Here is an 8,402-nt window from a genome sequence, read left to right as displayed (position 1 = left end):
CGGACATCGTGCTTGCCGTCCGGCGACTTGCCGCTGTTCTCCACGGCCACCAGCATGGTGACGCTGCCCTCGTCGTTCCAGCGTTCGACACCCGCCGCGGTCACCGTTCCGGTGGTCGGCTCACTGCGGGCCACGGCGATCAGGATCTGATTGGCCTTCTCCTGATACTGCTCGGCGAAATCCCCGGTGGCATTGTCCAACACATGGGCCAGATAGTCATTGGCGTGGAACGGATCCGGCGAGGTGTACATCGCCATGAACGACTCCACGGCCGCCAGCGCCTCGACGTCGCGCAAGGCCGCACGACGGTGCTGCTCATGGGTCACCAGGGTCACCGCACAGATGGCGATCGCCGCGGCGGCCGCCACCAGCGAACCGACGATCACCATCGGCAACCGCCGACGGCGCGGCACCGCACGCTCGACGTAGAGCGGCTGATCCTGCGGGCGCACGCGGCGGCGCGGACTCATCTGTCCCCCTCGGCGGGCAGCGGCTTACTGACGACGGTCAGATCGTCGACACGCCACGTTCCCGACTGCTGGGCGAAGGCCACCCGAACGGTGGCACTGATCAGCCGCTCATCGCCGGCTGCGCCCCGTTGGCCCTGCAGGAACAGCAGCATCGTGGCCCGGTGCGGCGCGGCATCGAGCACCGCGGCATCGGTCACCCGGTAGAAGTTGGGTACCGGTTTGGAATTGCGGATCGCGTCCTGCTGCGGCAGCAGCTGCTCACGATATTTGTCGGTGACCAACGACTGCGCGCGGTCGAAATCGTCCTCCAATGTCTCCGGGTCGTAGGACAGCATGTCGGCCACGATCTTCGGGCCTTGGCGGTTGATCTGCGATCGTGCCTGATCGGTGTGGTGGTCGCGCTGGTAGACCAACCCGTAGGCACCGGCAGCACCGAGTAGAGACAGGGCCGCCGATCCGATGAAGACGGCCATGGTCCACCGCCTGATGTCGGCGGGCCGCTCCCGCGTCGCCGGGCGCACCTGGGTACGCGCCACCATGTCGGCGAAGGTACGTCCGCGCTTGTCCCGCAGCGGCCACAGCCAGCCGAGCGGAACCGGGATCGTGTCGAGTAGATGCGCCGCTTCCCGAACCAGCAGGCGTCTGGGTCCCACACCGGGCCCCGACTCCACGGCGGCATCGGTGGCCACGCGCGCCACCTCGATCCCGGTGAGCGCACGGCCCAGGCTCCAACCGGTGATTGCGGGCAGCAGAATCCGGTTCACCGCGGTGGCCAGGAACGCCAACGCGGCAACAGCTGTGGCGGCCCAGCGCCACACGCTGTCGCCCGGCAAGGACAGGGCAAGCATGCCCATGCTGGCCACCACCACCGCCCCGGGCAGCAGGTCGATCGCCAGCGCCGTCGCGCGGCTACGCCAACGGGCCGGTTCGCGGTGCGGCACCATGGCCACGGGATCGGTCACCGGGCCACCTGGTCGAGCTTGGCGATTCGGTACTGACCGTCTTCGCGCACCATCTGGGCACGCAGCCGGTATCCCACCTCTTTGCCCTGCGTCTCGATGTTGTCGATCCTGACCCGGAAGGCCACCAGGATGTCGACGGAGCCGTCGGGATTGTTGCGCTCCACCGCGGCGCCCATCTCGGTGAGCTCGACCTGGACCTTCGCCGCCTGATAGGCGTGGACGAACATCTCGGCATACAGGGCCACCTGGGTGCGGAACTCGCCGGCCGTGCAGTTCAGGATCTTCTGCTGCGCCAACGCGATATCACGCCCGTCCGGCGCCTGAGTGGCCAAGACGCACTCCTTGGCCGCGGCGATCGCTTCGGCGTTGTCCCGCGCCAGCGCCTGGCTTGCCGCGTGGTCCCGCAGACCAACCAGGCCGGCGGCCACCAGTCCGGCAGCCAGCAGCAGCAACAGCGCACAGATACCCACCTGCTGGCGACGACCGAGACGCGACGGTGCCGGTCCGGTGATTCCTTCCGCCGAAGCGGCCGCCTCCTGCGGAGCGTCCGCCTCGGTGTCCGTCACCGCGCCTTCAGCGTCCTTCGCCGAGGTATCTGTGGTCTGCTGGTCCTCGTCCGTGCTCAGCGGAACGGTGCCAGCATCCCCTTCCATCCGTCGTCTCCTAGGTTCATCGAGTTCTCGACGGAGTATTCGACGCCGTCTGGCCCCACCGCCTGGCCACTCTGCGGATTGTAGATCGCGGCAGGCCCCCCACCGGGGGTGTAGATGCAGGGGTTGGGTTGTTGCCCGTTGCACTGCACGGTACCCGTCCCGGGCCGCGTGAGTGGATCGTTGCGCGGCGGCGGCGACGCCGGCACCATGTCGGCGGGCAGCGGGTTGAGGCCGGTGTTGACCGACGGCGCGGGAATCACGTGACCCGGCTCGACCGGCTGGTCACAGCGCGCGCCCAGGGCCGGGCAGTTGCGGATCTGGTTCGGGTCGCCGTACCACGGGTTGGTGCCCAGCGGGACGTACGGCTTGTCGCTGCGGCACTCCTTGGGGGTGGGAGCCCGCTTACCCGGAACATCCACACACGGGATGTTGCGCACACCGCGAACGTTGTTGGCCGGGGTGTCCTGCGGAATCCGGCACGACACGTCCGGCAGCTCCGCCGGGCTGGTGTCGGCGAACGCCCGCCACTCCGAGGCCGGCAGGTAGCCGGTCAGACACGGCGCCGGATAGTTCAGGCTCAGGCCCGGAATCGGAACCGGGAAGACCGGTCCCGGGAAGGCACCCAGCGCCACGCCCAGCGATGCCCGGCCCGGGAAGGTCGAGCTCACCGTCTGGATGATCGAGCCCGCTTGCGGCAGGAAGACCAGCACCTGCTCGGTGTTGCGGTTGTAGCGCCTGGCCATCTCGGTCAGGATCGCCATGTTGGCCATCAGCTGCGGCAGGCTGTCCCTGGTCTCGCTGAAGACCGTGTGCACCTGGTCGATCAGCGGGGGCAGGTCGGAGATGATGTGCTTGACCGTTTCGTCCCGGCTGGCCGCCTGTCCCGCCAGGATGTTCAGGTTGCGCGCCCACTGGTGGATGGCGTCACCGGAATCGACCTGACTTTCGATGATCGGCGCGGACTTCTCCACGATGTCGTCGACGTCGGCGAGGTTCTCCTTGAAGTCGCCGACTATCGCCTGCGTCGCGTCGACCAGCCGCTGCAGTGACGGGCCCAATCCGCCGACAGCCGTCGCAGTCTCGTCGAGCAGCGCAGAGATCTTGCCGGCCGGCAACGCAGCCAGACCCCGGTTGGCGGTGTCCAGCGCCGGTCCGATCGCGGCCGGGACCGTTCCCGTGGTGATCGTCTGGCCCTGCTTGAGGTACTGGCCCGGGTTTCCCGACGACACCAGATCCAGGTACTGCTCACCGATGGCCGACACCGAATGCACGTTGGCGCTGGCGTCGACGGGGATCTTGTACTTGCTGGAGATCTGGAAAGTCGCCTGGGCACCGGTCTCGGTCGGTTCCACACTGGTGACCCGCCCGATGATGGTGCCCCGGTAGGTGACGTTCGCCGTCTTGTACAGGCCGCCCGCCTCAGGCAGGTCCGCCTTGAGGGTGTACTGGCCCAGCCCCGCCATGGTCGGCAGTCGCAGGTAGTAGACACCCAGCACCAACAGCGCGACCGCGGTCAGGACGCTGAAGATGACCAGTTGACGCTTGATCTGTGGTTTCAGCAATTCCGGTCAGCCCTTTCCACATACGGACCGCCGGGCGCGGTAGCCGGGTTCGGTGTGTACCGAACGTCCGGAATCATCTTCTCCGGGTCGTGACCGAAGGACTGCTCCAATGCCCGCAGCATGCCGGAGAAACCGGTACCGGTCAGGATCGCGTTGTCGATGGACGCATAGGTGAGGTCGACCACCAGCGAGGTGTTGATGAAGTCACCGCGCACCGCCTTGAACGCACCGTCGACGTGGTAGGGGGCGGTGATCATCACCTGCAACAGGTCAGGCAGATACGGCGAGGCCTTCCGCAGCTCCCGCGCCGGGCACTGGAAGGAGGTCAGCACCTGGTGCAGGTCCGACCGCGCAGGCGCGATCTGCTGGTTGACCTGGGTGCCCATCGCCCCCAAGGCTTCCACGGCATTGATGAAGATCGCCTGCTGGGTGTTGAAGTACTTGAACAACGGCGGGAAGTCGGTCAGCGCCTTTTCGATGGAGTCGTTGTGCGCACCGAAGTAGCTCAGCAGCCGGTTGCTCGAGTCGATCGCCCGGGTGATGTCCTCGCGCTGGTCGTTGAGGTTGCCGATGAAGGTGTCCAGCTTGGTCAGGAAGGCGCGGATCTGGTCGCCCCGGCCGTTGGACAGGGCGGCGAACTCGGTGGTGATGGTGTCCAGATCCGACAGGCCGCCGCGCTGCAGGAGCAGCGCCAAACCCGCCAGGGTGCGTTCGATGGTCGGGTACGACGTCGAGTTGTTCAGAGCGATCGTGTCGCCGTTGCGCAGTTCGCCCTCCGGGTTCTCCGGGGCGGTCAGCTCGATGTGCTGCGATCCCAGCAGGCTGGTCTGGCCGATCTTCGCCGTGGCGTTGCGCGGCAGGTGCACGTCCTTGTTCAGCCGCAGCTTCAGCGTGGCGATCCAGTTCTTCAGCTCGATCCGCTCGACTGCACCGACGAAGACGTCGGCGACCAGGACGCGGCTGTTGCCGTTGAGCGCCAGCGTGTCCGGCACCTGGACATACACCGTGTAGGCGCCCGGTCCGCTGCCCGGCCCGCCCGGCAACGGCACGTTGGCGATACCGCGCCAGCTGCTGCATGACGAGAGCGTCAGGGCGGCCATCAGCAGCACCAGAGCCTGCCAGCCGCGCCGGCTGACCGTCTTCATCGCTGTCCTCCGTCTCATCAGCCTTGACCCCGCGGGGGCAGCGGCGCCACGGGCCCCGGAATGACGTTCGGTCCCGGCGGCGGCGGCGCTATCGGTCCCACCCCGGGCGGCTGGCCGATGAACGGCAGCGGACCGGGAGCCTCATCGTAGGAGTTCGGCGGACCGGGCGGCGTCTGGTACTGCGATTCGACCGGCGCCGGGTCGGGGCCGCCCATCAGCTGCGCCAGAGACTCCGGGGTGAGCAGTCGCGCGGTGTCATGTCCGGGCTCCACGCCCTGCATACCGGGCGCGGTGATCCATCCGGGCTGGGTGTTGCGGTGCGAGAACGGGGTGTCGGGCACCCAGATACCCGGGACGGTGGTGTCCTTGTATCCCGGCGGCGGCTGAAGCCGCGGCTCCGAGTAGGCGATCTGCTTGGGCAGGGTGTACGCGCTGGTCCAGATGTTGATACCGAACGGCAGGTAGTTGAACTTGATCGCGTCTGCCACCGGAGCCAGGTACTCCGCGCACAACTCGGCGGAGTCCTGGTACCCGAGCCTGCTGCCGGCCTGGATGGCGCTGCAGATGAACTCCATCGGGTTCGCGAAGTTCACCAGCACCGGAGAGCCGAGCACCATGCCCTGTGCGGGGTGGTAGATCTCGCCGACCGCGGCCAACACGTTCGGCAGGATGTGCAGCGCGGTCTCGAAGCCGTCGAGGGCGTCGGGCTGGGTGATGGCGGTGGTCGTCTCCGCCACGTTGTTGATCGTGTGCACCAACGGTTTTGCGTTCTGACTCAGGAACGCCTTGACGATCGTCATGGTGGCGTAGAACTGGTCGGTGGCCGTCGCCAGCGCCTGGTCGGTGCTGTTGAGGTTGCTGGTGAATTTCGCCAGATCCCGGTTCAGCGTGACGAACTGCTGGTCGTTGTGGTCCAGCGCCTTGACGAACAGCGAAAGGCTGCGCACCACCGCGAAGAAATCACCGCGGCCCTTGTTCAGGGCGGTCAGGGCCTCCGACAGATTGTCGAACGCCTTGTTGATCTCCTGGCCCTTTCCGGACAGGCCGTCGGCGAACGATTCGATGGCCTCGCCGATCGGCCCCTTCGGCTGCTCGGCGGTCGGACCCAGCTTTTCGATGATGTTGGTGACGTCGTTGCGCAGTGTGTCCCACTCGACCGGGACCTCGGTCCGCTCCTCGGGGATCACCGCCTTGTCGGCCAGCACCGCGCCACCGCGGTACGGCGGCTCCAACTGGATGGTGCGTGACGCGACCAGTGTCGGGTTCAAGATGATCGCCTTGGCCTCGGCGGGCACCTTGTACTTGTTGTTGTAGTGCAGGGTGACCTTCATCTTGTCGCCCGCCGGCTCGATCTTGTCGATCGCGCCGACGCGGACGCCCATGATCTGCACCGCATCGCCGGGGTACAGCGCGTCAGTCTGCGGGAAGTACGCCACGACGGTGTTGCTGTTCAGCTTGCGGAACAGCTGCACTCCGCCGAAGGCGGCCACCAAAGCCAGGGCCAGCAGCAGCGATCCGACGATCACCGCCTTACGGGAGCGCTCCGGCAGTCGCAGGTTGCGAACATCAAAGACGGTACTCACGGCCGCTCACTCCCTCGTGCGCCGCCGCCGCCACCCGGCTGGCTGTTCCCGCCTTCGCCGGGCGTGATGAACGGTGCCGGCAGCTGGTTTCCGGGGCCTGGCGGGGCCGGCGGACCAGGTGCCCGCGGTCCCGGCGGTGGTGCCGCGCCGGGATTTGCCGGTGCCGGACCGGCGACCGGGCCCAGGGGCTCCGATCGTGCGCCGGGGTTGGCGTCGGGCATCGGAACCGGGGTGCCCGGCACCACCGGCGGAGTCTCGCCGGGGCGACCCGCGATCGAGATGCCCGGCGACGCCGGCATTCCATCGGGGTTGGGCGGCGAGAACAGCACATCGGTCGGACCCGGATACGGACCGCTCGGCCCGAAGGGACCGGCGCTGGTGTCCACGTTCGCACACGGCAGCGGGTTGCCCGGGGTGGGGAACATTCCGGCTGCGGGCGCATAGGAGCACGGCGATCCGGGCGCGACGGCCGGCCCGGGGTGCTCGGGCGTGCCCTCGATCACCTGCGGCGCAGGCGGCGGCGCACCGTTGGCGAACCTGGTGCCGTTGGGGTCGGGGTAGCGGAACTCCGGCAGACCCGCGTTGCGCCAGAACTCCTCCGGCGAGATGCCGCGCTTCTTGAACGCGGCGTCGACCCAGGGCTGCAGGATCCAGAACGGGACCAGGTTCAGGGTCGACACCTTGAAGTACGGGCCGGAGGCGACCGCGTCGTTCACGATCGTGAGGTAGCGGCCCAAGATGGTGAACATCTCCATCAGGTCTTCTTTGCGGCGCACCAACATGTCGGTGATGTTGGACGCCTCTTCGAACACGTGGTTCAGGTCCAGGTTGGGGTTGTCGCGGACCAGGCCCTGAACCTGCTCACCGAAGTATGCGATGTTGCCCAGCAACGCCGAGATCGCCTGACTGCGCTGGTTGACCGCGGCCGACAGGGTCTGGGTGTTGCGCAGCAGGGCGTCGATCTGCTCACTGCGGGCGCCGATGACGCTGGCCACCTGGTTGGTCTGGGCCAGCAGGTGGGTGATCTCCTCGTCGCGTTTGCCGATGGTTTCGGAGAACTTCGCCACACCGTCGAGGGCGGAGCTCAGCTCCGGGTAGGTCTGGTCGACGGTTTCCGAGAGCACCTTCAGCGACTTCTTGACCGTGTCGATGTCCCAGCCCGAGGCCGCCTTGGTGGCATCGAAGACCGCGTCGTAGAGCTGATAGGGCGTGGTGCTCTGCCCCAGGGGCAGCACACTTTGCGGGCTGAGCCGACGCTCGCCCTTGGGCTCGATCGACAGGATTTTCTTGCCCAGGATGGTGTCGGTCTTGACGCCGATCCGGCTGTCGCTGCCGATCGGGTTGGCTCCCACCGAGAATTTCACCAGCACGTGGTCGCCGGCGATCGACAGGTCCTGGACCTTGCCGACGTCGACACCTGAGATGCGCACCTTGTCGCCGGCGGTCAGGCCGCCGGTGTCGGAGAGCTCACCGTAGTAACTCGGCTCGGCGAAAAGCATCGGCACCTGGGTAAAGCTCTGCCCCACCAGGGTCACCAAGATGACCGAGGCAACACCGATGATGCCGATCCGTGCCCGGTTGGGCGGTTCCAGGGTCCTCACTGGGGCGTGCACCTCCCGGTCGGCTGCTGCCACAACCGGACGTTTCGCACCGGTCCGCCTGGCTGCAGGCCGGGAAGCTTGATGGTCGCGTCACAGATGTAGAAGTTGAAGAAGTCACCGTAGACACCGGTGCGGCCAATCAACTTCAAGGCCTTCGGAATCTTCTGGAACAGCTCGTCGACGTCGTTGAGCCGGTCTGGCGGCTCGGGGCCGGCCACCGGGAACAGGCTGTGCAGCTGCGTGCGGTTGTCGGCCAGCAGGTCTGCCAGATTGCCTGCGGCATTGCCGAATTCCGCGGTGCCGTTGGCCAGGCCGTCGGCGTGGTTGTTCAGGCCCTTGACCAGCTTGTCGAAATTGTCGACGGTCTCATCGAATGTCTGGCGGTGGCGCACCGCGGTGTCGAGTACCACGTTCAGGTTCTTGACC

Annotated in this window: 7 protein-coding genes and 1 pseudogene; all 8 read right to left on the bottom strand. The window is 67.1% G+C overall.

All coding sequences use genetic code 11. From position 1 onward, the window contains the following. On the bottom strand, positions 1-470 hold a 470-nt coding region (locus LI92_RS17670), incomplete at its 3' end, for an Rv1363c family protein (protein WP_046321185.1). Continuing rightward, a complete protein-coding gene (locus LI92_RS17665; protein WP_046321186.1) occupies positions 467-1,414 on the bottom strand; it encodes an RDD family protein in 948 nt (315 codons plus the stop codon). The genes LI92_RS17670 and LI92_RS17665, both read right to left, overlap by 4 nt. A gap of 14 nt (positions 1,415-1,428) precedes the next feature. Then, complete coding sequence (locus LI92_RS17660) at positions 1,429-2,085, bottom strand: Rv1363c family protein (protein WP_046321184.1); 657 nt, start codon at positions 2,083-2,085, stop codon at positions 1,429-1,431. Then, a complete protein-coding gene (locus tag LI92_RS17655; RefSeq protein WP_046321182.1) occupies positions 2,055-3,647 on the bottom strand; it encodes an MCE family protein in 1,593 nt (530 codons plus the stop codon). The genes LI92_RS17660 and LI92_RS17655 overlap by 31 nt, the downstream gene beginning before the upstream one ends. After that, entirely contained in the window at positions 3,641-4,792 is a 1,152-nt protein-coding gene (locus LI92_RS17650) for an MCE family protein (RefSeq protein ID WP_046321181.1), read from the bottom strand. Before LI92_RS17650 ends, LI92_RS17655 begins: the two co-directional genes overlap by 7 nt. A 17-nt stretch (positions 4,793-4,809) precedes the next feature. Next, a complete protein-coding gene (locus LI92_RS17645) occupies positions 4,810-6,375 on the bottom strand; it encodes an MCE family protein (RefSeq protein ID WP_046321179.1) in 1,566 nt (521 codons plus the stop codon). Next, the gene (locus LI92_RS17640; protein WP_046321177.1) at positions 6,372-7,976 is read right to left on the bottom strand and encodes an MCE family protein; all 1,605 of its coding nucleotides are present in this window, start codon (positions 7,974-7,976) and stop codon (positions 6,372-6,374) included. The genes LI92_RS17645 and LI92_RS17640 overlap by 4 nt, the downstream gene beginning before the upstream one ends. Further along, positions 7,973-8,402, bottom strand: a pseudogene (locus LI92_RS17635) (mammalian cell entry protein); the annotation flags it as partial. The pseudogene LI92_RS17635 and the gene LI92_RS17640, both read right to left, overlap by 4 nt.

The sequence above is a fragment of the Mycobacterium sp. UM_Kg1 genome (assembly GCF_000972925.1).
Classification (GTDB): Bacteria; Actinomycetota; Actinomycetes; order Mycobacteriales; family Mycobacteriaceae; genus Mycobacterium; species Mycobacterium hiberniae.
The sequence above is the reverse complement of the archived record's forward strand: the minus strand, read 5'-3'. Positions and strand labels throughout refer to the sequence as shown.

Excerpts from the sequence above, each read along its gene's own strand:
- LI92_RS17665 (WP_046321186.1), bottom strand. The coding sequence starts at position 1,414 with ATGGTGCCGCACCGCGAACCGGCCCGTTGGCGTAGCCGCGCGACGGCG.
- LI92_RS17660 (WP_046321184.1), bottom strand. The coding sequence starts at position 2,085 with ATGGAAGGGGATGCTGGCACCGTTCCGCTGAGCACGGACGAGGACCAG.
- LI92_RS17650 (WP_046321181.1), bottom strand. The coding sequence starts at position 4,792 with ATGAAGACGGTCAGCCGGCGCGGCTGGCAGGCTCTGGTGCTGCTGATG.